22 protein-coding genes are annotated in these 26,632 nt (G+C 72.7%); 13 read left to right on the forward strand and 9 right to left on the reverse strand.

Annotated features, from left to right (window positions below; translation table 11 throughout):
* Window positions 1–128 precede the first annotated feature (128 nt).
* From nirB to ACRYCC_RS16635, 5 genes are all read left to right on the forward strand, one after another.
* Window positions 129–2,708, forward strand: coding sequence for a nitrite reductase large subunit NirB (gene nirB, locus ACRYCC_RS16615; protein WP_433813002.1), 2,580 nt, complete (start codon window positions 129–131; stop codon window positions 2,706–2,708).
* Window positions 2,705–3,064 (forward strand): nitrite reductase small subunit NirD, encoded by a 360-nt coding sequence (gene nirD / locus ACRYCC_RS16620; protein ID WP_433813004.1) that lies wholly within the window; start codon window positions 2,705–2,707, stop codon window positions 3,062–3,064. Before nirB ends, nirD begins: the two co-directional genes overlap by 4 nt.
* Window positions 3,065–3,146: 82 nt before the next feature.
* Complete coding sequence (locus tag ACRYCC_RS16625; RefSeq protein WP_433813006.1) at window positions 3,147–4,325, forward strand: uroporphyrinogen-III synthase; 1,179 nt, start codon at window positions 3,147–3,149, stop codon at window positions 4,323–4,325.
* Window positions 4,322–5,035 (forward strand): sirohydrochlorin chelatase, encoded by a 714-nt coding sequence (locus tag ACRYCC_RS16630; protein WP_433813008.1) that lies wholly within the window; start codon window positions 4,322–4,324, stop codon window positions 5,033–5,035. The genes ACRYCC_RS16625 and ACRYCC_RS16630 overlap by 4 nt, the downstream gene beginning before the upstream one ends.
* A 170-nt stretch (window positions 5,036–5,205) precedes the next feature.
* Window positions 5,206–6,015 (forward strand): VOC family protein, encoded by an 810-nt coding sequence (locus tag ACRYCC_RS16635; protein ID WP_433813009.1) that lies wholly within the window; start codon window positions 5,206–5,208, stop codon window positions 6,013–6,015.
* Here ACRYCC_RS16635 and ACRYCC_RS16640 read toward each other — a convergent pair.
* Window positions 6,007–6,486, reverse strand: coding sequence for a MarR family winged helix-turn-helix transcriptional regulator (locus ACRYCC_RS16640; protein WP_433813011.1), 480 nt, complete (start codon window positions 6,484–6,486; stop codon window positions 6,007–6,009). The two genes, ACRYCC_RS16635 and ACRYCC_RS16640, sit on opposite strands and share 9 nt — an antisense overlap.
* A gap of 136 nt (window positions 6,487–6,622) precedes the next feature.
* On the opposite strand from ACRYCC_RS16640, the gene ACRYCC_RS16645 reads away from it, so the two are divergent.
* Window positions 6,623–7,624 carry an ATP-binding cassette domain-containing protein gene (locus ACRYCC_RS16645; RefSeq protein WP_433813012.1) on the forward strand — a complete coding sequence of 334 codons (1,002 nt, stop codon included), beginning with the start codon at window positions 6,623–6,625 and terminating at the stop codon, window positions 7,622–7,624.
* 2 nt (window positions 7,625–7,626) lie between these two features.
* Window positions 7,627–8,505, forward strand: coding sequence for an ABC transporter permease (locus tag ACRYCC_RS16650; protein WP_433813014.1), 879 nt, complete (start codon window positions 7,627–7,629; stop codon window positions 8,503–8,505).
* Between the two features lie 72 nt (window positions 8,506–8,577).
* On the opposite strand, the gene ACRYCC_RS16655 is transcribed toward ACRYCC_RS16650, so the two are convergent.
* The 3 genes from ACRYCC_RS16655 to ACRYCC_RS16665 all read right to left on the reverse strand — a co-directional run bounded on the left by ACRYCC_RS16655 (window position 8,578) and on the right by ACRYCC_RS16665 (window position 12,281).
* Window positions 8,578–9,855 carry an RNA polymerase sigma factor gene (locus ACRYCC_RS16655; protein WP_433813016.1) on the reverse strand — a complete coding sequence of 426 codons (1,278 nt, stop codon included), beginning with the start codon at window positions 9,853–9,855 and terminating at the stop codon, window positions 8,578–8,580.
* A gap of 232 nt (window positions 9,856–10,087) precedes the next feature.
* Entirely contained in the window at window positions 10,088–11,122 is a 1,035-nt protein-coding gene (locus tag ACRYCC_RS16660) for a cation diffusion facilitator family transporter (protein WP_433813018.1), read from the reverse strand.
* Entirely contained in the window at window positions 11,103–12,281 is a 1,179-nt protein-coding gene (locus ACRYCC_RS16665) for an AMP-binding protein (protein WP_433813020.1), read from the reverse strand. Before ACRYCC_RS16665 ends, ACRYCC_RS16660 begins: the two co-directional genes overlap by 20 nt.
* Window positions 12,282–12,367: 86 nt before the next feature.
* Here ACRYCC_RS16665 and ACRYCC_RS16670 point away from each other — a divergent pair, with 86 nt between their 5' ends.
* From ACRYCC_RS16670 to ACRYCC_RS16690, 5 genes are all read left to right on the forward strand, one after another.
* Entirely contained in the window at window positions 12,368–13,264 is an 897-nt protein-coding gene (locus ACRYCC_RS16670; protein WP_433813022.1) for a 1,4-dihydroxy-2-naphthoyl-CoA synthase, read from the forward strand.
* 48 nt (window positions 13,265–13,312) lie between these two features.
* Window positions 13,313–14,263 (forward strand): o-succinylbenzoate synthase, encoded by a 951-nt coding sequence (locus ACRYCC_RS16675; protein WP_433813024.1) that lies wholly within the window; start codon window positions 13,313–13,315, stop codon window positions 14,261–14,263.
* 40 nt (window positions 14,264–14,303) lie between these two features.
* On the forward strand, window positions 14,304–15,974 hold the full coding sequence (gene menD / locus ACRYCC_RS16680) for a 2-succinyl-5-enolpyruvyl-6-hydroxy-3-cyclohexene-1-carboxylic-acid synthase (protein WP_433813025.1): 1,671 nt from the start codon (window positions 14,304–14,306) through the stop codon (window positions 15,972–15,974).
* Between the two features lie 164 nt (window positions 15,975–16,138).
* Entirely contained in the window at window positions 16,139–17,722 is a 1,584-nt protein-coding gene (locus ACRYCC_RS16685; RefSeq protein WP_433813027.1) for a GMC oxidoreductase, read from the forward strand.
* Between the two features lie 161 nt (window positions 17,723–17,883).
* Window positions 17,884–19,713 (forward strand): serine/threonine-protein kinase, encoded by a 1,830-nt coding sequence (locus tag ACRYCC_RS16690; protein WP_433813029.1) that lies wholly within the window; start codon window positions 17,884–17,886, stop codon window positions 19,711–19,713.
* Between the two features lie 52 nt (window positions 19,714–19,765).
* Here the strand turns inward: ACRYCC_RS16690 and ACRYCC_RS16695 are convergent, their stop codons facing one another.
* The 5 genes from ACRYCC_RS16695 to ACRYCC_RS16715 all read right to left on the reverse strand — a co-directional run bounded on the left by ACRYCC_RS16695 (window position 19,766) and on the right by ACRYCC_RS16715 (window position 25,606).
* Window positions 19,766–20,617, reverse strand: a complete 852-nt coding sequence (locus tag ACRYCC_RS16695; RefSeq protein WP_433813031.1) for a tyrosine-protein phosphatase — start codon at window positions 20,615–20,617, stop codon at window positions 19,766–19,768.
* Window positions 20,618–20,866: 249 nt separating this feature from the next.
* On the reverse strand, window positions 20,867–21,841 hold the full coding sequence (locus ACRYCC_RS16700; protein ID WP_433813033.1) for a helix-turn-helix transcriptional regulator: 975 nt from the start codon (window positions 21,839–21,841) through the stop codon (window positions 20,867–20,869).
* Window positions 21,842–21,904: 63 nt separating this feature from the next.
* On the reverse strand, window positions 21,905–23,140 hold the full coding sequence (locus tag ACRYCC_RS16705) for an isochorismate synthase (protein WP_433813035.1): 1,236 nt from the start codon (window positions 23,138–23,140) through the stop codon (window positions 21,905–21,907).
* Between the two features lie 144 nt (window positions 23,141–23,284).
* On the reverse strand, window positions 23,285–23,953 hold the full coding sequence (locus tag ACRYCC_RS16710; RefSeq protein ID WP_433813037.1) for a spermine/spermidine synthase domain-containing protein: 669 nt from the start codon (window positions 23,951–23,953) through the stop codon (window positions 23,285–23,287).
* Window positions 23,954–24,007: 54 nt separating this feature from the next.
* Window positions 24,008–25,606, reverse strand: a complete 1,599-nt coding sequence (locus ACRYCC_RS16715; RefSeq protein WP_433813039.1) for a phytoene desaturase family protein — start codon at window positions 25,604–25,606, stop codon at window positions 24,008–24,010.
* Window positions 25,607–25,693: 87 nt separating this feature from the next.
* Here ACRYCC_RS16715 and ACRYCC_RS16720 point away from each other — a divergent pair, with 87 nt between their 5' ends.
* A complete protein-coding gene (locus ACRYCC_RS16720; RefSeq protein WP_433813041.1) occupies window positions 25,694–26,491 on the forward strand; it encodes an SDR family NAD(P)-dependent oxidoreductase in 798 nt (265 codons plus the stop codon).
* The last annotated feature ends 141 nt before the right edge of the window (window positions 26,492–26,632 follow it).

Genomic DNA, 26,632 nt, shown 5'->3' on the forward strand with positions numbered 1-26,632 from the left:
ACGCGTATGACTGATCGCGTGGCGTTGGTCACATGATGACCACGAACACATCTCAAAGTTAGCTTCTTTTAACACGGCGGTGACAAAGGGGACCCAGCAGCGAAACGGCTCCTGCTGAGGATCACCCCATGGAAGTCCCTGAGGACGATGCCTTGCGGCTGGTCGTGGTCGGTCACGGCCCGGCCGGACATCGCCTGGTGGAAGCGTTGCGCGAGCGGGACACCGCCCGGCGCTGGCGGATCACGGTGATCGGGGAGGAGGTGCGCCCGGCCTACGACAGGGTGGCGCTGACCTCTTACCTCACCGAGGGGGCTGAGCTGGGTTACCCCGCGCACGGCCCCGAGGTGACCCTGCTGACCGGAGATCCCGTCGTCGCCGTCGACCGGGCGAGCCGCACCGTCACGACGCGGTCGGGCGTGCGCGCCGGATACGACGCGCTGGTGCTGGCCACCGGCTCCGCGCCGTTCGTGCCCCCCGTGCCGGGCCGGGATCTGCCCGGCGTGTTCGTCTACCGGACCATCGAGGACCTGGACGCGCTGCGCGCCTACACGGCCGGACGCCTCGGCGCGAATCCGGCCGGCGCGGATCCGGCGGGCGGGCGGCCGGCGGGCGGCGTGGTCGTCGGCGGCGGCCTGCTCGGCCTGGAGGCCGCGCGGGCACTGCAGGGCCTCGGCCTGGACACCCACGTCGTCGAGGTGGCGCCGTGGCTGATGCCCCGTCAGCTCGACGAGGGCGGCGGCGCCATGCTGCGCCGGCACATCGAGGCGCTGGGGCTGACCGTGCACGCGGGCGTCCCGATGGCGGGCCTGGCGGCGGGCGAGCACGGCCGGGTGGCGCGGGTGACGCTCAGCGACGGCGCGGAGATCGGCACCGAGGTGGTCGTCTTCTCCGCGGGCATCCGGCCGCGCGACGACCTGGCCCGCGCCTGCGGGCTGCCGGTGGGGGAGCGCGGCGGCATCGTCGTCGACGGCTCCTGCCGTACCGCCGACCCCGCCGTCTACGCCATCGGGGAGTGCGCGCTCGTCGGCGGGACGGTCTACGGGCTGGTCGGGCCCTGTTTCTCGATGGCCGAGGTGGTCGCGAGCCGGCTGCTGGACGGGGAGGCGGCCACGGCGATCTTCCCCGGCGCCGACCTGTCGACCAAGCTGAAGCTGATGGGCGTGGACGTCGCCAGCTTCGGCGACCCGTTCGCCGAGGCCGCGGGCGGCCTGGGCGTGACCTACACCGATCCGGTGGCCGGGATCTACAAGAAGCTCGTCGTCAGCGACGACGCCCAGACGCTGCTCGGCGGGGTGCTGGTCGGCGACGCGGAGGCGTACCCGTCCCTGCGGGCCTTCGTGGGCGCGCGGCTGCCCGGCTCACCCGAGCAGGCGCTGTTCGGCGGCACCGAGGCGGCGGGCGGGGACCTGCCGGGCGCCACCGTCATCTGCAGCTGCAACAACGTCACCGCCGACACGATCCGGCACACGATCCGCGACGACGTGCTGAGGGACCTGCCGTCGGTGAAGAGCTGCACCAAGGCCGGCACCGGCTGCGGCAGCTGTGTGCCGCTGGTGAAGCGGATCCTCGACACCGAGCTCACCGCCGCCGGCGTCGAGGTGAGCACCGCGCTCTGCGAGCACTTCGACCACAGCCGGGCCGAGCTGTTCGACATCGTGCGGGTCCGCGGTATCGCCACCTTCACCCAGCTGATCACCGAGCACGGCCGGGGGCGCGGCTGCGACATCTGCAAGCCCGCCGTGGCCTCGATCCTGGCCAGCCTGGGCCCGGCCCTGGGCATCGGGCACATCCTGGACGGCGAGCAGGCGGTCCTGCAGGACACCAACGACCATTTCCTGGCCAACCTGCAGAAGAACGGCACCTACTCGGTGGTGCCCCGGATCCCGGGCGGTGAGATCACCCCCGAGAAACTGATCGTCATCGGCGAGGTGGCCCGCGACTTCGGGCTCTACACAAAGATCACCGGTGGTCAGCGGATCGACCTCTTCGGTGCCCGGGTGGAGCAGCTCCCGCGGATCTGGCAGCGGCTGGTCGCCGCGGGATTCGAGTCCGGGCACGCCTACGGCAAGGCGCTGCGCACGGTGAAGTCGTGCGTCGGCTCCACCTGGTGCCGCTACGGCGTCCAGGACTCGGTGGCCATGGCGATCAGGCTGGAGCTGCGCTACCGGGGCCTGCGCGCCCCGCACAAGCTCAAGTCCGCCGTGTCCGGGTGTGCCCGCGAGTGCGCCGAGGCCCGGAGCAAGGACTTCGGGATCATCGCCACCGAGAACGGATGGAACCTCTACCTCGCCGGCAACGGGGGCATGCGCCCCCGGCACGCGGACCTGTTCGCCACCGACCTGACCGATGACGAGCTGATCCGCTACATCGACCGGTTCCTGATGTTCTACATCCGCACGGCCGACCGGCTGCAGCGGACGGCGAGCTGGCTGGAGAACCTCGAGGGCGGCCTCGGCTACCTCCGCGAGGTCATCGTCGACGACCGGCTCGGCATCTGCGCCGAGCTGGACGCCGCCATGGAGCGCCACGTCGACGCCTACTCCGACGAGTGGCGCGACATCCTCGAGGACCCGGTCAAGCTGCGCCGCTTCGTCTCCTTCGTCAACGCCCCCGACACGCCGGACCCGAGCATCGCGTTCGAACCGGAACGCGACCAGATCAAGCCGGTCCTGGTGACCGGTCCCCAGCTGGAGGTGACGCACCGGTGACGGCGCTCGCTGACACGGCGACCCGGTGGGTCGACGTCTGCGCCTACGACGATCTGATGCCCGAGCGGGGCGCCTGCGCGCTCGTCGAGGGCCTGCAGATCGCGGTCTTCCGTACCTTCGACGGGCAGCTGTACGCCCTGTCGAACCACGACCCGTTCAGTGGCGCCTACGTGCTGGCCCGCGGCATCCTGGGCACGCGAGAGGGAGTCCCCACGGTGGCCTCACCGATGTACAAGCAGGCCTTCGACCTGCGCACCGGGCGATGCCTGGACGACCCCGGCCAGGCGGTTCCCGTCTTCGCCATCCGCAGGTCCGCGGCCGGGGACGGCGACCGGGTGGAGGTGGCACTGCCTTGACGCCGAGACCGCGCCTTCCCGCGCAGTCACCGCCCGCCCGGCCGCGTGCGCGGGTGACCGGACGCACCCGGGGATGCCCACGATGAGCGCCGAGGGCGAGCCGCTGGCCGGTTTCGCGGTCGGGGTGACCGCGGCCCGCCGTCACGAGGAGCTGGCGTCGCTGCTGGAGCGGCGCGGCGCCCGCGTCGTGCACGCGCCCGCGATCCGCCTCGTCCCGCTGTCCGACGACGCGGAACTGCTGCACGCGACCGAGGACTGCATCGCCCAGGCCCTCGACTACGTGGTCGTCACCACGGGCATCGGCTTCCGCGCCTGGCTCGAGACCGCGGACGGATGGGGCCTGCGCGACGACCTGATCGATCGCTTCACCAAGGTGCGGATCCTCGCCCGGGGCCCCAAGGCCCGCGGGGCGATCCGGTCGGCGGGCCTCCAGGAGGACTGGTCGCCGGAGTCGGAGAGCTGCACCGAGGTGCTCCACCACCTGCTCGCCACCGGCGTGGACGGGGCCCGGGTCGCCGTCCAGCTCTACGGCGAGCCGCTGCCCGAGTTCACCGACGCCTTGCGCCGCGCGGGCGCCGAGGTCGTGGAGATCCCGGTCTACCGGTGGTCGCGCACCGACGACTCGACGCCGCTGCGCCGCCTGGTCGGGCAGGCGATCGCGGGCACGGTCGACGCCATCACGTTCACCAGCGCCCCGGCGGTGGTCGCCACCCTGGCGGTGGCCGCCGAGGACGGGCTGGAGGAGGCCCTGCTGGAGGCGCTGCGCACGCACGTCGTGGCCGCCTGCGTCGGGCCGGTCACCGCCCAGCCCCTCGACGACCGCGGCGTGCCGACCGTGCAGCCCGAGCGGGCACGGATCGGGGCCCTGGTCCGGGCGCTCGTCCAGGATCTGCCGGTGCGCCGGGCCCGCCGGCTGCGCGTCCGCGGGCACGCGCTGGAGCTGCGGGGCCACGCCGTCGTCCTGGACGGCCAGCTCCGGCCGATCGCGCCCGCCCCGATGGCGATACTCCGCGCCCTGGCCAGGCGGCCCGGCCATGTGGTGTCCCGCGCGGAGCTGTGCGGGGTGCTGCCGAGCCGGGTCGTGGCCAACGGCTCCCTGTTCGCCCGGGACGGCCGGCCGCAGGCCGACGAGCACGCGGTGGAGATGGCGGTGGCCAGGCTGCGCCGCGGGCTGGGCCGCTCCGGCATCGTGGAGACCGTGGTCAAGCGCGGCTACCGGCTGGCCTGTGAGCCGCCCGCCAGGGTCGAAGGAGTCGGATGACCGCTCCCGCGCTGCTCGCGGTCGCGCACGGCACCCGCGATGCCGCGGGTCCCCGGACCGTACGGGCGCTGCTGGACCGGGTACGGGTGCTGAGACCCGGGCTGGAGGTCACCGAGGCCTACGCCGAGATCGCCGGCCCCCTGCTGGAGGACGCGATGGCCGCCGTGAACGGCCCGGTCGTCGCCGTACCGCTCATGCTGGCGCGCGGGTACCACGCGCTGGTCGACATTCCCGGGCGGCTGGAACGCACACCGGGCGGCGAGCACGCGCTGACGGCGCGGCCGCTGGGCCCGCACTCACTGCTCGGCGCGGCCCTGGTGGACCGGCTGGCGGACGGCCGCGACGCCGACGCCGTCGTCCTGGGGGCGGCCGGCTCCGCCGACCCCGCCGGGGTGGCCGATGTGCGGGTCGCGGCCCGGCTGCTGGCCCGCCGGCTGGGGCGCCCGGTGTCGTACGGTCTCGTCGCCGCCGGGGGGCCGTCGCTCGCGGCGGTCGTCGAGGAGCTCCGGGGCCGCGGGGCCCGCCACGTCGCGGTGGCCTCGTACCTCCTGGCGCCGGGCCTCTTCCACGACCGGATGCGCGCCGCCGGCGCCGACCACGTCAGCGGGCCGATCGGCGCGCACGACGCGGTGGCGCGGCTGATCCTGCGCCGCTACGACGAGGCCCTGGCGCACACCCGGCTCGGCCGCCGGGCGGCCGTCGCCGGCTGAGCCGTCCCGAGGTTCACCGAACCTTGGCCACCCCTTTCCGTGAACGGCTCGTGCTTTTGCGTAGCCGGTTCTAGGCTGACCGGGAATGCTTGCTCTCGGATCCACCATCGGAAGCTCGCACCGGGCTCTCCGGCGGCGGCTCACTTCGCAACCGAGACGAGGAGACGGCCATGCCGCAGATGACGTCGTACGAGCCCGGTACCCCGTGCTGGGTGGACCTCTCCAGCCCCGACCCGGCCGCGGCCCAGGCCTTCTACGGCGGCCTGTTCGGCTGGGACGCGCACCCGAGCCCGGATCCCGCCGCCGGCGGCTACACCTTCTTCACCATGGCCGAGACCCTGGGCGGCACCGAGGGGCATGAGCTGGCCGCGGTGATGCCGATCATGGACGAGGGGCAGCCCCCGGCCTGGACCACCTACATCAGCGTCGCCGACGCCGACGCCACCGCCAAGAAGGTCACCGGCGCGGGCGGCACCGTGCTCATGGAGCCGATGGACGTCATGGGCCAGGGCCGGATGGCGATCTTCGCGGACGACCAGGGCGCGGTCTTCGGCGTCTGGCAGCCGATGGCGTTCCGCGGCGCCGGGTTCGTCAACGACCCGAACACCTACTGCTGGAGCGAGCTGGCCTGCCGCGACATCGACAAGGCCAAGGCCTTCTACCGGGAGGTCTTCGGCTGGCGGGGAGAGACCCATCCCTTCGGCTCCTCCAGCTACACCGAGTGGACGATCGGCGGCGGCCCCTCCCTCGGGGGGATGATCCAGATGAACGAGGCGTGGCCCGCGGAGGTCCCGCCGCACTGGATGCCCTACTTCACCGTCGAGGACTGCGACGCGACGGCGGAGCGGGCGGCGGAGCTGGGCGGCACCGTCTCGGTCCAGCCCCACGACATCCCGATCGGCCGGTTCGCCGTGCTCGGTGACCCGAGCGGCGCCGTGTTCTCCGTCATCCGGTTCGCCGCGGACCGGGCCTCAGCCTGACCGCCCCGCCCGGGGCCCCTCCACCGCGTCTCCCGCGACCGGCGCGGTGTCCCGGCCGGTCCGCGCCGGATCCGCGAAACGCTCGTCGTGGTGGGCGAGCACCCGCAGCAGCAGGCTCTCCAGTTCCTCGCGCTCCGCGTCGTCCAGCGGGGCGAACAACGTGTCGTTCATGCGCACCGCACGGGAGTGCCGCTCGCGCAGGCTCTCCCGGCCCGCCTGGGTGAGTTCCAGCGCGTACCGGCGCCGGTCCCGCCGGTCCCGCCCCCGGACGACGAAACCCAGCTCCTCCAGCGCGTCGATGACCCCCACCAGATCGCCCGGATCCATGCAGAGGCTCTCACTCACCTCCCGCTGCGACATCGGCCCGCGGGCCGCCAGGCAGGCCAGCACCCCCACTCTGGGGTAGCGGAGCGGATCGTCGGGATGGAGCTGGGCGGAGACCCGGCGGGCCAGCCTGGCCAGCTCGAACACCAGATAGCTCGGCAGCCGCAGCAGCGGATCCGGCGGTGTCGCGTTCAGCGTGCCCTCCTGACCATCACTTGACCCGATATGTAGGATATCCCTACCGTTGGTTCTTCCAAGTATATCCCGCCCCTCAGGAGGCACCATGTCAGCGGGGGAGTCCGCCCAGGAACCGGCGATCGTGGTCGACGGCCTGGCCAAGCGGTTCGGCGAGGTCGAAGCCGTGCGGGGCATCGAGTTCACGGTCGCACCCGGGGAGATCTTCGGTTTCCTCGGCCCCAACGGCGCCGGTAAGTCGACCACGATCAGCATGCTCTGCACGCTGCTCAAGCCCACCTCGGGCAGCGCGCGGGTGGCCGGTCACGACGTGGTGCGCGAACGCGACGACGTACGGCGCAACATCGGGCTGGTCTTCCAGGACCCGACCCTGGACGGCTACCTCAGCGGCGAGCAGAACCTGCGCTTCCACGCCGAGCTCTACGGGGTGCCGCGCTCGGTGGTGGCCGACCGGATGCGGCAGGTCCTGGAGATGGTCAACCTCTGGGACCGCCGCGGCGACCGGGTGGAGACCTACTCCGGCGGGATGAAACGCCGGCTGGAGATCGCCCGGGGCCTGCTGCACTCGCCCCGGGTGCTGTTCCTCGACGAGCCGACCGTCGGCCTGGATCCGCAGACCCGCTCGTCGATCTGGGAGTACATCCGGCACCTCAAGCAGGCCGAAGAGATCACGATCTTCATGACCACGCACTACATGGACGAGGCGGAGTACTGCGACCGCATCGCCATCATCGACTCGGGGGAGATCGTCGCGCTGGACACCCCCGAGGCCCTCAAGGCGAGCGTCGGCAAGGACCGCGTGCAGATCCACACCGACGACGACGACGCGGCGATCGCGGCCCTCAAGGAGCGGTTCGACGTCGAGGCCGCCGTACGGGAGGGGGCGGTCACCTTCGCGGTCCCCTCCGGTGAGCAGTTCGTGCCCCGGCTGTTCGCCGGGCTCGGCGTGGCGATCAAGTCGGTCAGCGTGTCCAGGCCCTCGCTGGACGACGTGTTCATGAGCTATACCGGCTCCACCATCCGGGACGCCGAAGGATCGGCCGGAGACTGGATGCGCATGGTCGCCCGGTCCGGCATGGGAAGGAGATGACCATGGCTGCTCCTGCGGTCACCGCGGACGTCGTACGGGTGCACGTGCCGGAACGCAGCATCCTGCACGACCTGCGCGCCGTGAAGATCGTCCTGCACCGGGAGCTGATCCGCTTCTGGCGGGACCGGATGCGGATGGTCGGCGGGCTCATGCAGCCGGTGCTGTGGCTGCTGGTCATGGGCACCGGCCTGTCCAACCTGGTGCAGAGCGGCGGCCCGGCCGACGCCGGCGTCGACCTGAAGACGTTCATCTACCCCGGGGTCTGCGCCATGTCGGTGATGTTCACCGCCATGTTCTCCGCCGGGTCGATCGTCTGGGACCGGGAGTTCGGCTTCCTGCGCGAGATGCTCGTCGCGCCGGTGAGCCGCAGCGCCATCGTGGTGGGCAAGTGCTTCGGCGGGGCGATCGTCGCCACCGCCCAGGGCGCGGTCATCGTGGCCCTCGCCGGGCTGGCGCACGTGCCGTACGACCCGGTGCTCATCGTGACCCTCCTCGCCGAGATGTTCCTCGGCGCGTTCGCGCTCACCGGCTTCGGGATCATGGTGGCCGCCCGGATGAAGTCGATGCAGTCGTTCTTCGGGTTCATGCAGATGGCCATGATGCCGATGATGTTCCTGTCCGGCGCGCTGTACCCGCTCAACGGCCTGCCGACCTGGCTGAGCGTCCTCACCCGTTTCAACCCGCTGACGTACGCCGTGGACCCGCTGCGGCACGCGGTGTTCGCGCACCTGAACGTGGGGCCCGCGGTGGCCGCGCGGTTCAACCCCGGGATCACCTGGAACGGCTGGCGGGTGCCCGTGGGGCTGGAGCTCGGCCTGGTAGTGATCATGGGCATCGGGCTGCTGGGCGTCGCGATCATCGAATTCCGCCGCGGCGACTGACGGGCTCCGCCCGCACGGCGGGTACGGAAAAGAGCACGGCGGTCGCCCGCCGTGCTCTTTCCGTGCGTCGGCTCAGACGGCGAAGTCGAGCAGCGGCTGCGCGTTGCTGGGGTGCCGCAGCTTGGACAGCGACTCCTTCTCCAGCTGGCGGATCCGCTCCCGGGTCAGCCCCAGGTGCTTGCCGATCTCGTCGAGCGTGCGCGGGGTCCCGTCGTAGAGCCCGAAGCGCATCGCCATGATCTTCTCTTCACGCGGGGAGAGCACGCCGAGCGCGCGGCGCAGCTGCGCCGCCATGATCTGCCGGTCGACCAGGTCGGAGGCCTCGGGGCTGTCGGTGTCCTCGATGAGGTCGCCGATGCGGGTCTCGCCCTCGTCGCCGATGGTGGAGTCCAGGCTGATGGGCTGCCGGCTGGTGCGCAGCAGTTCCCGTACCGTCTCCGGGCTCTTGCCGAGCTCCACGGCCAGTTCCTCGGGGGTGGGCTCCCGGCCGAGCCGCTGGTGCATGTCGCGCTCGATCCGGCTCAGCTTGCTGAGCAGCTCCAGCACGTGCACGGGCAGCCGGATGGTGCGGGCCGAGTCGGCGAAGCCGCGCTGGATGGCCTGCCGGATCCACCACATGGCGTAGGTGGAGAACTTGTAACCCTTGCTGTAGTCGAACTTCTCGACGGCCCGGATCAGGCCGAGGTTGCCCTCCTGGACCACGTCGAGCAGGGACAGCCCCCGGTCGGAGTACTTCTTGGCCACCGACACGACCAGGCGCAGGTTGGCCTCGAGCATGTGGGCCTTGGCGCGCCGGCCGTCCTCGGCGATCCATTCGAGGTCATGGCGGAGCTGGGGGCCCATCCGCCGGCCGCTCGTCAGCTTGTGCTCGGCGTACAGGCCCGCCTCGATGCGCTTGGCGAGGTCCACCTCCTGCTCGGCGGTCAGCAGCGGGCGCCGGCCGATCGCCTTCAGGTAGGTGTGGACCGAGTCGCCCATCACCGAGGACTGGTCGTCCAGGTCCTTGGTGGAGCTGAGGTCGAGGGCGGGCTCGAGCTCCACCTCGTCGTCCTCGTCGGCACCGGACTCCGGCGCCGGCGTCGGGACGGGGGAGGCGGCCTTGGCGGCCCGCCGGCGGGCCGTCGCCCTGCTCGTGGCGGGAGTCTCGTCCTCGGTGGCCAGCTGCACTCCCGACTCGGAGAGTTCACGCAGCAGCGACCGGCCCTCGGCGGGGGTGATGCCGGCGCTCTCGAACGCCCGGCGTACCTCGTTGAGCGCGAGGTGCCCCTGGATCCTGCCGCGCTCGAGCAGCGCGTCGAGGGGCATATCGGTCGGCTTCGCGGAGGAAGTCACTCGGGCCGTTCGGGGCATGAGGACACCTCCCTCCCTTCGGTGGTGAGTGGGCCACAGGATATGAACAAGTTTTCGTGCGGCACTTATCGGAACGCCTCAGGACATGGCTGTTGTTCCCGACCAGGGCAAACTATGCATGTTAGGGCTTTATCACCTCTTAATCGGCCGTATACCAGGTACGGAGCGAGAAGGGCGGCCGGTCATGCGGGGCCCGGCGCCGTGCCGGCGGAGGGGACCTCCAGGCGGTGCCTTACTGTGTAAAGGCGCCGGGCTCGTGCCCCTCCGGAGGCGCCTCCGGCCCCGCGCCCGGCTGCGGGGTGAGCCGGCCGTACCGGGCGATGACCCGTTCCCGCAGTCCCGGATCATCGCGGGGGACCGGCTCGATGAACACCTCGTCGATCTCCTGCCAGCCCTCCCGCAGCGCGTGGGACAGCCGGACGCAGGTCCGCTCGACCTGGGCGGCGGTCAGGTCGTCGCGGAAGTCCAGCCGGGCGCAGACCAGGACCTGGTCGGTGCCCATGGTGAGGGTGACGATGTCCACGACCCACTCGATCTCGGGGGCGGCGGCGAGCAGTTCCTTGACCCCGGCGACCAGGCGGGGGTCGGCCTGGTTGCCGATCAGCAGGTTCCGGTTGATCCGGCCGAGCAGCAGCGCGACCGCGCTGAGCACGACGCCGATCAGGATGGAGGCGATGCCGTCGTAGGCCGCGACGCCGGTGAGCTGGTGCAGGCCGAGGCCGGCGAAGGCCAGCAGCAGGCCGATGAGGGCGGCGGAGTCCTCCAGCAGCACGCTGACCGAGGTGGGCTCGTCGGTCCGCCGCACGTACGCGAGCAGTCCCAGCTCGTGATCGCGCGCGTCGTCGCGGACCTGCTTGATGGCCTGCCGCCACGACAGCGACTCCAGCAGGAAGGCCACGGCGAGCACGAGGTAGCCGACGAGCGGGTCGGACTCCTCCCGCATGCCGCCGGTGAGGGCCTCGAACCCCTGCACGAAGGCGAACAGCGCGCCCATCCCGAAGATGGCCACGGCGACCAGCAGCGACCAGAAGTAGCGTTCCTTGCCGTACCCCAGCGGGTGCCGCCGGTCGGCCGGCCGGCCGCTGCGGCGCAGCGCGGCCAGCAGCAGGAACTCGTTGAAGGTGTCGGCGATGGAGTGCGCGGCCTCGGCGGCCATCGACACCGAGCCGGTGAGGACGGCGGCGACGATCTTGGCGATCGCGATGCCGAGGTTGGCGGCGAGCGCGAGCAGGACGGTGAATCTGCTCTCAGCGGGCTGGTCCGTCACCGGTTCCCTTCCGCAGGCGCTCGAGGTCGGGCTTGCCGGAGGGTAGCAGCGGGATCGCCTCGACCAGTTCCAGCTCGCGCGGCGCCGCGTGCCCGGGCATCGCCGAACGCACCCACGAGCGCAGGTCCTCCAGCGACGGCACCTGCGGTTCCGGCACGACCACGGCGGTCACCTTCTCGCCCCACTCGGCGTCGGGACGGCCCACCACCACGACATCGCGTACCGCGGGATGCCGGGACAGCAGCGAGGCGACCTCACCCGCGACGACCTTCTCGCCGCCGCTGTTGATGACGTCGTCGGCCCGGCCCCGGATCCGCAGCAGGCCGTCCTCCAGCACCCCGAGGTCCTGGGTGACGAACCACGGGCCGTCCCGTACCGCCGAGGTCAGGTCGGGACGCAGCCGGTAACCGGTGAACAGCGACGGCCCGGCCAGCCGGACGCGCCCGTCGTCGCCGACGCGCACCGAGACCCCGTCCAGCGGCACCCCGTCGTAGACACAGCCGCCGCAGGTCTCGCTCATGCCGTAGGTCGTGAACACCCGTACGCCCTGGGCGCGCGCGGCGGCGGGCAGCTCGGGCGGCGCCGCCGCGCCCCCCAGCAGGATCGTCCGGAACGCCGACAGGTCGGCCCCGGCGTCCAGCAGCCGCCGTAGCTGGGTCGGCACGAGGGAGAGGTGCGCGGCGCCGCTGGCGATCGTGCCGGACACGGAGAACCGCGGATGGATGACCGGGGGAGTGCCGGCCAGCAGGGACCGGACGAGCACCTGGACGCCGGCGATATGGCTGGCCGGCAGGCAGCACAGCCAGCGCTCACCGGGCCGCGCCGCCAGCCGGTCCAGGGTCGCGGTGGCCGAGTGCAGCAGCGCCGCCGCGGACAGCTCCACGATCTTCGGTGTTCCGGTGGACCCGGAGGTGGCGATGAGCACCGCCGTGCCGGCGGCGACCGGCACGTACGCGTCGCCGGGCTCGTGCCGGCGCACGCCCTCGGCGGTCTCGATCTCGTCGGGGGCCAGCGCGCCGATGAGGGCGGCCAGGGCCGGTGCCGGCAGATCCGGCGAGAGCGGGCAGATCGCGGGCCCGCGGCCGTCCAGCGCGTCGGACAGCGCCCCCAGCAGCCGGGGGCCCGGGGGCAGCACGACGGCCCGGAGACGACGAGTCATAGTGATCACCAGGCTAGTCGACCCCGATTACCCGCTCCGCACGCACCGGCGATTGAATGGTGCGGGCTGAGGAGGAGTTGACGCACATGGTTTCCGAGTTGTTCGATCCGGGCGCCTGGAAGACGGTCGAGGGCTTCGATTTCAAGGACATCACCTATCACCGGGCGGTCGACCAGGGGACGGTGCGGATCGCCTTCGACCGGCCGGAGGTGCGCAACGCGTTCCGGCCGGGCACGGTCGACGAGCTCTACCGCGCCTTCGACCACGCCCGGCTCACCGGGGACGTCGGCTGCGTGCTGCTGACCGGCAACGGGCCCTCGCCCAAGGACGGGGGGTGGGCGTTCTGTTCCGGCGGGGACCAGCGGATCCGCGGCAAGGACGGGTACAAGTACGCGAGCGGGGAGACCAGCGCGTCCATCGACCCGGCCCGGGCCGGGCGGCTGCACATCCTGGAGGTGCAGCGGCTGATCCGGTTCATGGGGAAGATCGTCATCTGCGTGGTGCCCGGCTGGGCGGCGGGCGGCGGGCACAGCCTGCACGTGGTGTCGGACCTGACCCTGGCCTCCCGCGAGCACGCCCGGTTCAAGCAGACCGACGCCGACGTCGCCAGCTTCGACGGCGGCTTCGGCTCGGCGTACCTGGCCCGGCAGGTCGGGCAGAAGTTCGCCCGGGAGATCTTCTTCCTCGGCGACACCTACACCGCCGAGGACGCGCACCGGATGGGCATGGTCAACGCGGTCGTGCCGCACGCCGAGCTCGAGGCCACGGCCCTGGAATGGGCGCGTAAGATCAACGCAAAGAGCCCCACGGCTCAGCGGATGCTGAAGTTCTCCTTCAACCTCATCGATGACGGGCTGGTCGGCCAGCAGGTGTTCGCGGGCGAGGCCACCCGGCTCGCCTACGGCACCGACGAGGCCGCCGAGGGCCGGGACTCCTTCCTGGAGAAGCGGGACCCGGACTGGTCGCCCTATCCCTGGTACTGAGGGCGGGTCCTGGTAGTAAGTGCGAGACGGCAAGGGCGGGGGTTGTTGATGCGGGTCTACTCCATCCCGATGCGTACCCCCTTCCGCGGGCTCACCCGGCGGGAGGGCGTGCTCATCCACGGTCCCGCGGGGTGGGGCGAGTTCTCCCCGTTCGCCGAGTACGGCGCGAAGGAGTCCGCGCGGTGGCTGGCGACGGCCCGCGAGGCCGCCTACGACGGCTGGCCGGCCCCCCTGCGGGACCGCGTGCCGGTCAACGCGACCGTGCCCGCGGTCGATCCTGAGCGGGCCTACGCGATCACGAAGGTGTCCGGCTGCCGCACCGCCAAGGTGAAGGTCGCCGAGCGCGGCCAGAGCGACGCCGACGACCTCGCCCGGGTCGAGGCGGTGCGGGACGCCGTCGGCCCGGCCGGCAAGGTCCGGGTCGACGCCAACGGCGCCTGGGACGTCGACCACGCCCAGCGCATGATCAAGATGCTGGACCGGTTCGACCTGGAGTACGCCGAGCAGCCCTGCGCGACGCTCGAGGAACTCGCCGCGGTCCGCCGCCGGGTGGACGTGCCGATCGCGGCGGACGAGTCGATCCGGCGGGCCGAGGATCCGCTGCGGGTGCGGGCCGCCGAGGCCGCCGACATCGCCGTGCTCAAGGTGCAGCCCCTCGGCGGGGTGCGTCACGCGCTGCGGGTCGCGGAGGCCTGCGGGCTGCCCGTCGTGGTCTCCAGCGCGATCGAGACCTCGATCGGGCTGGCCGCCGGGCTGGCGCTGGCCGCCGCGCTCCCCGCGCTGCCCTACGCCTGCGGGCTGGCGACGCTGCCCCTGCTGGAGGGCGACGTCGTGGCCGACCCCCTGCTGGCCGAGGCGGGCGAGCTCGCCGTACGGCGCCCGGACGTGGACCAGGCGGCGCTCGCCCGGTACGAGATCGACGGACCCGGCTGGCGGCGGAAGGTCGCCGACGCGCAGTCCCTCATGGACGCCCCACCCGTGATCGGAGTCATCCGTTGAACCCCCCGGAGACCTCGCCGGCCCGACGAGGAACACGCCGGTGAACCCGGCGACCGCTCTCGCCACCGTCCTGATCGACGAACTGCTGCGCTGCGGCATGACCGAGGCGGTGCTCGCCCCGGGCTCCCGGTCGGCGCCGCTGGCGCTCGCGCTGCACGGCGCGGCCCAGGCCGGCCGGGTCCGGCTGCACGTGCGCATCGACGAACGCTCGGCCTCGTTCCTCGCGCTCGGCCTGGCCAAGCGGTCGGACCGGCCGGTCGCGCTGGTCTGCACGTCGGGCACCGCGGCGGCCAACATGCATCCCGCCGTCATCGAGGCGCACGAGTCCGCCGTGCCGCTGGTCGTGCTGACCGCCGACCGGCCGCCCGAGCTGCGCGACACCGGCGCCAACCAGACGATCGACCAGGTCAAGCTGTACGGCTCGGCGGTGCGGCTGACCTGTGAGGTCGGGGTGCCCGAGGACCGGCCGGGCATGGTCGCCTACTGGCGCTCGATGACGAGCCGGGCCTGGGCGGCAGCCCGGGAGCCCGACCCCGGCCCCGTCCACCTCAACGTGGCCTTCCGGGAGCCGCTCATCCCGGACGGCGACGAGAGCTGGTGCGAGGCCCTCGACGGGGACGCGACCGGCGCCTGGACCAAGGTCAGGGCCGCGACGCCCGGCTCGGTGCTGCACGTGCCACCGACCCGGCGCGGGGTGCTGGTGGTCGGCGACGGCGCCGTGAACGTCAAGCGCTACGTCGCCGCGGCGTCGATGGCGGGCTGGCCGGTGCTGTCGGAGCCCAACGGCAACGCCCGGTACGGCGATCACGCGCTGTCCTCGCACCACTTCCTGCTGGGCGTGCCGGAGTTCGTGGAGCGCACCCGCCCCGAGGTGGTGGTCACCCTCGGCAAGCCGGGGCTGTCCCGGCCGCTGCTGTCGCTGCTGCGGCACGCGGAGGAGCACATCGTGGTGGCGCCGAGGCTGACCCGCTGGCCGGATCCGGTCCGGTCGGCCACCCAGGTGGCGCAGGAGGCCGAGATCCCGGTGGTGGCGGGTGACGGCGCGTGGCTCCGGACCTGGCGGTCGGCGGACCTGGCCGCCCGGGCCGCCGTCGACGAGGTCCTCGACGGCGTCGACGAGGTGACCGAGCCGAGGCTGGCCCGCGACCTGGTGGCGGGGCTGCCCGGCGGCTCGCTGCTGTTCACCGCCGCGAGCATGCCGATCCGCGATCTCGACCAGGTGATGCGGCCCCGGCGGGGCATCCGCATCATGGCCAACCGGGGTGCCAGCGGCATCGACGGTCTCGTCTCGTCGGCGATCGGCGCGGCGCTGGCGCACAGCGGGCGGTCCTACGCGCTGCTCGGCGACCTGGCGTTCCTGCACGACCAGAACGGGCTGATCCTCGGACCGCAGGACAGCCGGCCGGACCTGGCGATCGTGGTGGTCAACAACGCGGGCGGCGGGATCTTCTCGCTGCTCCCGCAGGCGTCGCTGACCGGCCCGTTCGAGCGCGTCTTCGGTACCCCCCACCAGGTCGACCTCTCCTATCTGGCGGCGGCGCACGGCCTGCCGTACACCCGGCTGGAGTCGCCGTCCCACCTGCCGAAGGCGGTGGCGGGGGAGGGGCTGCGGATCGTCGAGGCCCGCACCGACCGGGAGACCAACGCCGAGCTGCACGGGCTGATGCGCCAGGCCGCCCACGCGGCCGTCCGCCGCTCCCTGGACGACTGACCGGTTCTGCGCGGGCCTCCGCCCGGTTCTCCGGCCCGTTCGCGGGCCGATGCGCAGCCGGTTGCTGATTCGAACCGCTGTGATTGTCATCGCACGCTCTAAGGCCGGCGGCCGGTAACTCGCACACTCACGTGACGGGTATCACTCACTTCTTCGGAGGGGCCATGGGTCACTTCAGCCGCCGCGAGGTCCTGGGAATGTCGGCTTCCGGCACCCTGGCAGCACTGGCCGCGTCCACCATCGGCCTGCCCGGCAGCCGCGCCCACGCCGCGGCGGCCGGCCGGTCGTACTTCTCCGCGATCGTGATCGGCTCGGGCTTCGGCGGGTCCGTCGCCGCGCTGCGCCTCGGTCAGGCCGGTGTCGACACCCTGGTGGTCGAGCGCGGCCAGGAATGGCCGATCCCCAGCGACACCGAGCTGGTCACCGGCAACCAGGACCATCCCACCAACAAGATGTTCTGGAACCGTACGATCTCGGACTGGCCCGCCGTCGCGCCGACCCTGATGGTTCCGGCGCCCGGCGTCATGGAGGTCTCCAGCGAGGACAACCTCAACATCGCCTGCGGCGCCGCGGTGGGCGGCGGCTCCGTCGTCTACACCGGGGTGACCGTCGAGCCGCCGCGCACCTACTTCGAACGGCTGTATCCGGCACTGTCCTACGACGAGTTCACCTCGCAGTGGTATCCGAAGGTCCGCCAGATGCTCGGTGCGGGCCCGATGCCGGCGGATGTGTACGACTCCGCGCCGCACACGCACTCGCGGGTCTGGGACGCTCACATGCGCGGCGCGGGGCTGTCCACGGCGCCGCTGGACTCGATCTTCGACTGGGACGTCGTCCGCAGGGAGCTGGCCGGGAAGGTGCGCGCCTCCGAGATCGCGGGGGAGACCGACTTCGGCTGCAGCAACGGCGCGAAGAAGAGCCTGACCCGCAACTACCTGCCGGCCGCGCTGGCCACCGGCAAGGTGCAGCTGCGGGCGCTCACCGAGGTGCTGTCGATCGAGCGGAACATCCTCGGCAAGTACGTGGTCGACGTGAAGCAGACCGACGCCACCGGCAAGACCCTCAAGACCGAGTCGCTGTACTGCGACAGATTGTTCGTCTGCGCCGGCACGCTCAACACCAACCGGCTGCTGGTGGCGGCCCGCGACACCGGCCGGCTGCAGAATCTCAACGACCAGGTCGGCGCGGGGTTCGGGGACAACGGCGACCAGTTCAACCTCTACGCCTACACCGGCCTGCCGGCCGGGCCGTCCCAGGCGTCGGCGTGCGCCTCGGGGTCGTTCCACCACAGCGAGTTCGGGCTTCCGATGCGCTCGGAGAGCTGGCAGCTGTTCGGCGCCAAGGGGCTGCCGATCATCCACACGCTGACCATGACCGTCGACCTGGACAACCGGGGCACCTTCACCTACGACAAGGCCACCAAGAAGGTGACCCTGTCGGACTGGACGCGGGCCAAGTCCAAGCCGTCCGCCGACGCCGGCGCGAAGCTCAACCAGCGGGTCATCGACGCCAACCCCGGGCTGGTCCCGTACTCTCTGACCTGGCCGTTCACCCTCACCGCCCATCCGCTCGGCGGGATGGTGCTCGGCAAGGCCACCGACCTGTACGGGCGGGTCAAGGGCTACCCCGGTCTGTACGTGCTGGACGGGTCGCTCCTGCCAGGCACGGTCGGCGGGGGCAACCCGTCGCTGTCCATCGCCGCGCTGGCCGAACGCTCGATCGCCGCCATCATCAAGGCGGGCGGGTGACCCTGAAATGATTGATGCGTAAAATTACAATGTAAAGGCGGTGGCCGTCAGCGCGAATCCCCGAACGGTCGTGATCGAACCGAGTCGGCAGACGACCACATCCCGTCCCACCGGACGCCAGGCTGTCACTCGGGCCGACGAGCGACGTCCGGGGGAGGGCCATGAGCGGCTGGCGGGTGGCCGGGTTCAGCGAGCTGCGCGAACTCGGCGCGGGTGCGCAGGGCCGGGTGGTGCTGGCCAGGCACGACGACACCGGGCGGCTGGTGGCGATCAAGTATCTGTTCGCTCTGCGCGGCGGCGCCCTGACGGCGTTCCGCGAGGAGGCGCGGATGCTGCGGCGGGTCGCCAATCCCTACGTGGCCAAGCTGTACGACTTCGTGGAGCAGCCGGGCGCGGGTGCGGCGATCCTGATGGAGGCCGTGGACGGTGTCTCGCTCAGGGACATGCTGGCCGAGCGCGGAACACTGGCGCCGGAGGCGGCGCTGGCGGTGCTGAAGGGCTCCTTGCTCGGGCTCGCGGCCGCCCACCACGTGGGCGTGGTGCACCGGGACTACAAGCCCGCCAACGTCATGGTGGAAGGGGAGCAGGCCAGCAAGCTGGTGGACTTCGGCATCGCGGTGCAGGCCGGAGAGGGCTCCCGCTCGGGCACCCCGGCGTACATGGCGCCCGAGCAGTGGCGGGCCGAGCCCGCGACCCCGGCGACCGACGTGTACGCCGCGACCTGCGTGTTCTTCGAGTGCGTCGCCGGCGCCAGGCCGTACGACGGAGCGGACCTGATGGTGGCGCACACCACCGGGCCGGTCCCGGTGGAGGCGGTGCCGGAGCCGCTGCGCGGGCTGGTCGCACGCGGGATGGCCAAGAGCCCGGCGGACCGGCCGCCCGGTGCGGCGGCCTTCGTCACCGAACTGGAGAACACGGCCGTCGCCGCGTACGGCCCGGACTGGGAGACCCGGGGCTGGATGATCCTGGGCGGGCTGGCCGCGGCCCTGGCCGCGCTGTCGCCGCTGGCCGGTCTCGCCGCGGTGGCCGGCGCCGGCGCGGGGGTCGCCGGCTCGGTCGCGGGGTCGGGGGCGGCGGCCGGTGCGGGGTCGGGCGCGGGGGCCGCGGGCTCCGGTGCGGGGGCGGCCGGCCATGCCGGTGCCCACGCCACCGGCAACACGCTGCTGGGCAAGGTCGCCGCGTCCAAGGTGGCGATCGCGGTCGCGGGAGCCGCCACGGTCGGCGCCGTGGGCGTGTCCGCCGTCGTCTACGCCAACAGCACCAAGCCGAAGAAGCCCCCGCCCGTCCCGGTCGCCTTCACCGTCGAGGCCTTCCCGGCCCGCAGCGAATCCCTCGGGCGGGGCGCCACCTTCCGGATCACGGGAGAGTACGCCAAGGTCAGCGGCCTGAAGTCACGGCAGCTCACCGACAAGGTGAACGCGGCGCTGCGCGTCCCGGTGGACAAGCGCCTCGCCGAGGACCGGCCGACGCTGGTCGCGATCGGCGCCGGGGAGACCTACACCGCCACCGACAAGGCCACCATCCTGCTGCGCGGGCCCCGGCTGATGTCGGTCCGCTACGACACCGACGTCAAGGGCAACGTCGGCCCGCTCTGGGGCCTGGTCCGCACCGTCACCGTCGATCTGACCACCGGTGACGCCGTGCCCGAGCGCGGACTGTTCCTGCCCGCCACGGTGACGGCCGCCGGGATGCGGACCCTCACCCGGCGGATCGACGCGCATCTGCCCGGTGGCACCATCTGCGCCGGCGAGTCGCTCAGCCTCTTCACGACCGCGACCCGGAACCTCACGCCGAAGCATCTGGACGGCACCAGCGTCGAGATGGCCGTCGGCCCGCGCGCGCTCGAGGTCTTCATCGTCGGGGCGGATCTCGGCTTCTCCTCCGCGTGCGGGGTGATGCACGCCGTGGTCCCCTACACCGAGATCAGGGAGCTGATGAGCCCGGAGATCCTCCGCGGTCTGGCGACCCCCTCGCCGTCCGCCCGCCCCTGACGCCCGGTGTCGTCGGTGCCGCCGGCGCCGCCGGGCAGCGAGGCCGTGGCCCTCAGGAGCCGATGAGGCGAGCCCGCAGGGCCCGGGTGTCGGCGCCGGTCCAGCCGTGGGAGGTGAGCCAGCCCAGGGCCCCGCCGTGGTTCTCGTCAAGGGTGGCGAGGAACTTGTCCATGATGTAGGCGTGCGGCAGGTGGCTGTCGGCCGGCCGGGAGTCCAGGTCCGCGGCGTAGGTGGTGCTCGCGCGCAGCCTCCGCAGGATGCTCTCGAGCCGTTCGCCGGTACGGGCGTAGTCCGCGACGACCTCCTCGCGGAGCACGCCGACCGCTTCGAGGGCGAGTGCGCACACCACCCCGGTGCGGTCCTTGCCGGCCGCGCAGTGCACCAGGGCCGCGCCCTCGCTGGCCGCCATCACACGCAGGGCGTTGACCACCGAGTCGGGGCGCTCCCGCAGGTAGCCGAGGTAGTGCCCGACCGAGCGATCGGCCTCCTGGCCCGCCTCGTCCCGCCGGTCCTGCCAGGGCAGTACCTTGTCGATGTCGACGCGCGGGCCCCTCGCCTCCGGTCCGTCCCCCTCCGTGCTCTCCGGGGGCACGTCGGCCTCGACGTCGGTGTACTCGCCGCCCTCGGCGAAGAGCGACAGGTGGTGGATGCTCACCCCGGCCGCGCGGGTCAGCGGCCCGGGACCCTCCAGGGCGACCTCCGGCCCGCTGCGCAGGTCGATGACGTCGCGCAGCGCGAGGTCGCCGGTCAGCCGCCGGACGTCCTGCGGGCTCAGGTCCTGCAGGTTGTCGGCGCGGAGCACCCGGCCGAAGCGGGTGGTCCCGCCGTCCGGTGTGGCCAGCCCGCCGAGGTCGCGGACGTTGACCGCCCCGTCCAGTTCGATCCATCGAGTCTGCGTGTCCATTGACCAGACACTATATGGACCGTTTGAGAGGTTCCCTGTCGAGTGCCGGGTGCGACACGGGTCCGGCGAGCGGGTCCTCCAGGCGTTCGGCCGCCGGGCCGCGGCCGGACCCACGCTCGGCCGGCCCCACGCCGCTCTCCTCGAGCACTCCGGAATTCACCGTAGATCGGCTGGCCGCGCCCAGGTGGTCAGGGCAAAAAGCGTTCGAAGGGGTAGGCGTCCCGGCGGCGGCCGGGGACCGCGCGGGGCTCACCCATCGTAGATCTTGGTCAGTTCGCGGACGGTCTGCGCGATGGCCTCGCGCAGCTCCAGCGGGTCGAGGACCTCGACGTCCGAGCCGAGTTTGAGCAGGTCCCCGTGGGCGTGCCGGAGCGACTCGATGGGGATGGTGGCCTGCACCCAGCCGTCCTCGTCCGGTGGTCCGGCGGTGGCCCGGGCCGCCCGTGCCATGGCGATCGGCAGCAGGTGCTCGGTCCGGCACAGCCCCTCGGGGGAGAGGCGGACCACGGCCTCGGCCCGGTACACGCCTGCTTCGAAGCGTTCCGCCCAGTCGGTCCAGAAGGCGACGAGATCGAAGTCCTCGGGCCGGCTGAAGCGTTCGCCGAGGGGCTCCACCTCCAGGATCCGCACCGCCCGGTACGTGCGGACGACCTCCTGCGACCGGGCGATGAGGTACCAGTGGCCGGCCTTGATGACCAGGCCCAGCGGATCGAGGGTCCGGGTCACCAACCGGGGCTGGGACCAGCGTTCGTAGCGGATCTGGATCCGGCGCTGGTTCCAGACCGCGTCGGCCACGGCGGTGAGGTGCGGGACCTGTTCGGGTTCGCGGAACCAGGTGGGGGCGTCCAGGTGGAAGCGTTCGCGGATCCGGCCGGCCCGGGACCGCAGCTCCGGTGGCAGTGCGGCCAGCAGCTTGAGCTCGGTGGCGGCCAGTTCCGCGCCGAGACCCAGGGCGGCGGCGGGTCCGGGCATGCCGGCCAGGAACAGCGAGCCGGCCTCGTCGGTGGTGAGGCCGGTCAGCCGGGTGCGGTAACCGTCGAGCAGCTGGTAGCCGCCGTCCGGGCCGCGGTCGGCGTAGACCGGGACACCGGCGGCGCTGAGCGATTCGACATCGCGGTAGATGGTGCGCACCGACACCTGGAGCTCGTCGGCGAGCCGCTGCGCGGTCATCCGGCCGCGGGTCTGCAGCAGCAGGAGGAGGGACAGCAACCGGCTCGCGCGCATGGTCCCAGTGTCGCAGGGTTCCGGGCGGTACCCGGCTGACCTGGCGTGCGGGCGGCGGCGGGCTCAGCCTTCGAGCGCGTACTGCATGACGCGGAACTTGTTCTGCGCCTCGGCCAGCTCGGCCTGGGGGTCGGAGCCGCCGACGATGCCGCAGCCGGCGAACAGCCGCGCCTGCGGTCCGTCGATCTGCGCGCACCGCAGCGCGATGCCCCACTCGCCATCGCCGCGGCCGTCGATCCAGCCGACCGGGCCCGCGTAGCGGCCGCGGTCCATCACCTCGAGCTCGCGGATGAGGTCCATGGCGACGTCGGTGGGGGTGCCGCAGACGGCGGGAGTCGGATGCAGGGCGGCGACGACGTCGAGAACGGAGCGTTCCCGGTCCAGCCGGCCGTGCACCGGGGAGGCCAGGTGCATGACGTTGGGCAGGGTCAGCAGCTGTGGTTCGGCGGGGACGGTGAGCTCGGCGCACAGCGGGGCGAGGGCGTCACGGACCATCTCGGCGGCGTAGCCGTGCTCCTCCCGGTCCTTGGCCGAGCCGAGCAGCCGGCGGCCGTGCGCCCGGTCACCGGCCGCGGTGCCGGCGCGTGCCGTCGTCCCGGCGAGGACGAGCGAGTCGATGCGCTCACCGGTGCGGCGGATGAGCAGCTCGGGAGTGGCGCCGACCAGGCCCGCGCAGGCGAAGGTGTAGCAGTCGGGATAGCTCCCGGCGAGCCTGCGCAGCAGTACCCGGGCGTCGATGGGCTCGGCCGCCACGGCCCGCAGGTCGCGGGCGAGGACGACCTTGCCCAGGCGGCCCTCGCGGATCCGCTCCACGGCGGCCGCGACGGCCCGCTCCCAGGCGGGCGCGCTCAGCGTGCCGTCGCTCCAGCTCAGCCGGGTCGGCGGGGTGGGGGCCTTGAGCAGGGTGAGCGGGTCGGTGCCGCCGCCGATGGAGGTGTACCAGGCCTGGCCGTCCCGGCGGCCCAGGACATACCGGGGCACGATGAGCACCGAGTCGCCGGACTTGGGATCGAAGCCGAAGCTGCCGAACGCCACCGGCCCCGAACCGGGAAGCCGCAGGGGGTCGTCGATCTGGGCGGTGCCGAACAGCTCGCGTACCCAGGCGTCGGCCCAGGCGAAGCGGTCCTCGCCGGCGGGAACGATCACCCGTGCCGCCTCGCCCCAGCCGACGATGCCGTCGCCGTGCCGCACCCAGGCGAGCGCGGAGGGGTGGGGGAGCCGTGACAGCAGGTCGACGGGCTCGGCGACGGGCACGGTACGCACGGTGAGGCGGTCCGAGATACCCAGCGCGACGTTCACGAAGGTCACTCTACGGGAAAGTTGAACCCGTTCAAGATGTGCGTGCCGACGTTTTGACGTGACGTGCGTGACAGTACCGTCCCTGTCCCGGGGCCTGGTGCCGAGCGGTTCCGGCGGCACCGGGGCGGGCCGTGGGCGGGCCGGTCACGGCCCGGTGCGGGCGAGGTAGACCACGTCCGGTTCACCCCGCGGGACGGGCACGGTGAGCACCTCCACCAGGGAGAACCGGTCCCGCAGCCTGGCCTCGAAGGCGGGGGAGGCGTTCGCGCTCCAGACCGCCAGGACCCCGCCGGGCGCGAGACGGCGGGCCAGCAGATCCAGACCGGTCTCGGCGTACAGCTCGGCGTTGCCCTCGGTGACGGTCCAGTCGGGGCCGTTGTCGATGTCCAGGCAGAGCGCGTCGTAGGTGTCCGAGGTGGTGCGCAGCCAGCCGAGCAGGTCGGCCTGCACGACGCGCACCCGCGGATCGTCCAGAGCGCCGCCGGAGCAGGAACGCAGGTGGGTGCGGTGCCATTCGATGATCGCGGGTTCGAGCTCGACGACGGTCACCGTGCCGCCGGGGAGAGCGGCCGCCTCGGCCACCGAGAAGCCGACGCCCAGGCCGCCGATGAGCACGTGCCCGGGATGGGGGAGCCGTTCGAGCGCCGCGCTCACCAGCAGGCGCTCGGACTCGCCGTTGCGGGTGTCCATGAGGAACACGCCGTTACTGATGATCTCGTAGTGCTCGCGGTCACGGCGCAGCACCAGCTCGCCGCCCAGGCCGCCGGACCGGTCGACGACGACCGGTGCGGAGCGCGAGTCCAGCGGGTTCACGCACGTCACCCTAGCCGCAGCGGCGGACGCCGTGCTCGGGGTGGTGGTCGTGGCTCACGCCGGTGCACCGAGGACGGCCATGGCCGCGTTGTGGCCGGGGATGCCGCTGACGCCGCCGCCGCGGATCGCCCCGGCGCCGCACAGCAGCACGTTGGCGTGGTCGGTCTCGACCCCCCAGCGTGTCCCGCCGTCCCCGTCGTCCTCGTACGGGTCGTAGGGGAAGGCCAGGTCGCGGTGGAAGATGTGGCCGCCGGGCATGGCCAGATCGCGTTCCAGGTCGAGGGGGCTCTTGGCCTCCAGGCACGGGCGGCCGTCGGCGTCGACGGCGAGACAGTCCATGATCGGCTCGGCCAGGTGGGCGTCGAGCGCGGCCAGTGCCGCGGTCACGGCCTCGCCGGTGCCGTGTCCGCCGGTGCCGTGCTCGCCGAACAGCCGAGCCGGGGTGTGCAGGCCGAACAGGGTGAGCGTGTGGAACCCCCGGGCGGCCGGTTCGGGGCCGAGGATGGACGGATCGGTCAGCGAGTGGCAGTAGATCTCCGCGGGCAGGGCGGCCGGCAGCCGTCCGGCGGAGGCGTCCTGGTAGGCGCGTTCCAGCTCGGTGTAGGACTCGCCGATGTGGAACGTTCCGGCGAAGGCCTCGCGGGGATCGACCTGCCCGTCGCGCAGCCGGGGCAGCCGCCGCAGCAACATGTTGATCTTCAGCTGGGAGCCCTCGGGAGCGGGTTCCGCGGGGGTGTCCCCGAGCAGGGCCGCCAGGGTGTGCGGTGCGATGCCCGCGAGGACGTGCCCGGCGGCCGTGCGGCCCGTCCCCTCGGCGGTCCGGTAGGTGATCTCGGCCGCGGATCCGTCGGTGGCGATGCCGGTCACCTCGTGCCCCGTGACGATCTCGGCCCCGGCGGCGCGGGCCGCGGCCTCCAGGGCGCCGGTGAGCGCTCCCATGCCGCCGATCGGGACGTCCCAGTCCCCGGTGCCGCCACCGATGACGTGGTAGAGGAAACAGCGGTTCTGCCGCAGCGACGGGTCGTGGGCTCCGGCGAAGGTGCCGATGAGGGCGTCGGTGAGCACGACCCCGCGCACCAGGTCGTCGGCGAAGGTGTCCTCGATGACCTCGCCGAGCGGTCTCTCGAACAGCGCCTCCCAGGCGCGGTCGTCGCCGACGAGCCGCCGCAGCCGTGCCCGGCCGGGCAGCGGCGCGGTCAGGGTCGGGAAGATCCGCTCGGCGACCCGGCCGGTCATCTCGTAGAAGCGCTGCCAGCCGGCGAACTCGTGGCCGGAGCCGGTCAGCCGGGCGAAGGCCTCCCCGGTACGGCGCGGATCCCCGGCGTCCACCAGCAGCCCGGTGGCCCGGCCGCCCCGCTCGACCGGCGTGTAGGAGGAGATGCGCCTGCGCCGGGTGGCGAACCGCAGGCCCAGGTCGTCGACGATCTGCCGGGGGAGCAGGCTGACCAGGTACGAGTAGCGGGACAGCCGTGCGTCGTGCCCGGGGAAGGTCCGGGCGGAGACCGCGGCGCCGCCGGTGTGGTCCAGGCGTTCCAGGACCAGGACGCTCCGCCCGGCCCTGGCCAGGTACGCGGCCGCGACGAGGCCGTTGTGGCCGCCGCCCACGATGACGGCGTCGTAGCGGGTGTGCCGGGGGGTGGCGGCCGTGGTCATGCACTGGTCCTTTCGGCGGTTCGGTTTCCGCGCCCGTCGGTGATCGTGGGCCTGGGCGGCCCGGTCCGTCCGGGTTAGCGTGCTGGGATGACGAACTCCCAGCACTCCGGCATTCTCCCTGATCGGCGCATCCTGATCGTCGGGGCGGGCACCCGGCCGAGCTCCGATCCCGACGCCCCCGTCGGCAACGGCCGGGCCATCGCGGTGACGGCCGCCCGGGAAGGGGCCTCGGTCGTCTGCGCCGATCTGGACGAGGACGCGGCCCGGGAGACGGCCAAGCTGATCGCCGCCGACGGGGGCCGCGGTGAGGTCGTCGTGGCCGATGTCGCGGATCCGGCCGGCTGCGCGCGGATGGTGGCGGAGGCCGCCGGGCTGCTCGGCGGCCTGGACGGGGTGGTGTTCAACGCCGGGATCGGGGCGGGCTACGGGCTGGCCGGCACCGAGGTGGGGGACTGGGACCGGGTGTTCGAGGTCAATCTGCGGGCGCCCTTCCTGGTCAGCAAGGCGGCTCTGCCGCTGCTGCCGGAGGGCGGTGCGCTGGTCTACATCGGCTCGCTCGCGGGCCGCAAGCCGGGGAGCCGGTCGCCCTCCTATGACGCCTCGAAGGCGGGGCTGGCGGGGCTGGCCCGGCACGTCGCGGCGGAGGGCGCGGCGCGCGGGGTCCGCGCCAACGTCGTCGCTCCGGGCCTCATCGACACGGTCATGGGGCGGGACGCCTCCGCCGGCAACGTCGACCGGGACCGTACGGCCGCGCTCATCCCCATGGGCAGGCAGGGGACCGCGTGGGAGGTGGCCGAGGTGGCGGTGTTCCTGTTGTCGGGGAGGGCGGGCTACGTCACGGGACAGGTCGTCGCCGTCGACGGGGGCCTGTCCACCCTCCGCTGATCACCCCAGATCGTCGCTTGAGCATTCAATTTACAACGTAAAGGCACCGGGCTGGTTGGCCGCACCCGTCCTGAGAACGAACAGCCACCTCACCTGGACGACCAGCGCACCGGCAGGGGAGGGGAAGACATCTTCACGCCA

Source organism: Actinomadura scrupuli, from assembly GCF_050971785.1.
Taxonomy (GTDB): domain Bacteria; phylum Actinomycetota; class Actinomycetes; order Streptosporangiales; family Streptosporangiaceae; genus Actinomadura_E; species Actinomadura_E scrupuli.